At 41.0% G+C, this 1,807-nt stretch carries 1 pseudogene; it reads right to left on the bottom strand.

The features are described from left to right. Positions 1–1,248, bottom strand: a pseudogene (locus VE944_RS26500) (phosphodiester glycosidase family protein); the annotation flags it as partial. Positions 1,249–1,807: the final 559 nt, after the last annotated feature.

Raw genomic sequence — 1,807 nt, forward strand, 5'->3', positions numbered from 1 at the left:
AAAATAACCACCGTTAATTCCAGCTACTGCTAAGTAACGTTGTGCCGTTTGAATTAAAGGAGCAGTACCCGCAAGCCCATCAGGACTAGCCCACATAGGTTTCAGGGTTAGCCCAAATTTACGGGGATTAACTTCTAACCAAACCACCGGGAAGCGTTCTGTACCTAAGCTGACATAACGCTGTTGCCAGCGCAATCCTGGGGCCCAAGTAATATCTCGTTCTTCTAGGGGATCGGGTCGAATATTGATAATCAGGCGATTGGGGTTATCTACACTACTAACTTGAGGCGATAGACCGAAGGGAACGCTCAGAGTAATAATAGTTTGGTTTTTCACTACCTCCACTTGTTGAATCAGTGGTTCAGGGGCTGGGGCTGGTGGTATTGGTTGTGTTGGTGGAACTGGTAATAATTGTTTAAGCAAGTTTGGCAGCAATGTTGGTGGTGTTGCTGGTACTACTGGTGGCTGGGGGGTATAGCGTTCTATCAAAACAGGATCGGCTATTCCATCGAGGGTAATTGTCCACTTTCGATTTGGTGGTGCAGTGGGTTTGGTAGTTGGTGTGTCTGGATCAGAGGATGGAGTTTCAATTTTTTTAATAATTGACCCTTGTACAACTTGCCAGGGAGTTGGACGATCTAAATCAACAAGAATCCGAGTTTGTTGCAAAGGGGCACTTGCCTCTGGAGGTTCCTGGCTCTGAGCAATATTTGTAATTTGTGCTTTTGGGGTAGCAATCACCAAAATGTTGCCATTGGTTCGGATTTCCCATCCAGATGTTTGACCAAAATTAGTAATATCAAGATAGCGATATGCTCCTAGTAGCCTGGTGGTTAAAACCAGGGGCTTTGTCACCGATGAAAACCACTGTATTGGCTGCCTTGCTGAGTTGGTACTGTTTAAGAAATTTACTCCAATTAACTGCCTAAATGCCCCATCACTCAGATAAGTTGTAATCCGACCAGCTTTTCCAGGTCGCTGTAACCAAGTTCCTGGTAGAGTACGACCATTGAGAGAAATTTGATTACCAGAGGATAGTACGCCTGTTAAAGCAGGTGTAGGTGACTGTGAGATGAGACTGGGTATTGATTGGGCATTTTTTGAAGACTGCTGGGCAGTGGCAACGCAAGTAGTAGTTAAGCATAGTGTTATTAAAAATATTGGTGACACAGTAGCCCGGAAAAATCTGCGTTTTCCCTTTGCGTTGGCTTTGCGATCGCCATTCCCTAATTGGCAATAATTCGGCATTTTTACCATAATTTACTAGGTTTTTTGAAAACTATCAGCCAAGGTATAAAGTAACTAATTATTTGGAAATATAAAAAGAACATGAGTTTATTTTTTAAAAAATATGCTAATGTATATTTTGGATACTTATCTCTTTTAAAAGTCAATCAATTTATTTAGACGCTAAAGCCACTGCAATCAAGTGTTTTAACTGGCACTCATTCTAACCACACTATACACGGTAGTTTTGATTATCAAAACTGGATTAAGATATTTAATCCTGACTGAATGTTGCTAATTCAGTAAGGTCTAGTTAATAGTAATACATGTGCCAACTGGTAAGCGGCAAAACTCTAGACAACAACAACGATATTTGGGAATTGTCAAATGGTTATATATTGTAATACGCTGATTTTATTGCTGGATCAGGATAACTAAATAATTCGTAATTAAAAGGGTACAGCAGCCCACACTAAATTAAAGATTTAGTGATTAACAAGACAATGGAGGGTGTAACCCCCCACTGATTGCAACTACGAATTAAGGTAGCGTAACTTAAAGCCTTCTCTTCTCCCTTGGC

The sequence above is a fragment of the Nostoc sp. genome (assembly GCF_035638895.1).
Lineage (GTDB): Bacteria > Cyanobacteriota > Cyanobacteriia > Cyanobacteriales > Nostocaceae > Nostoc.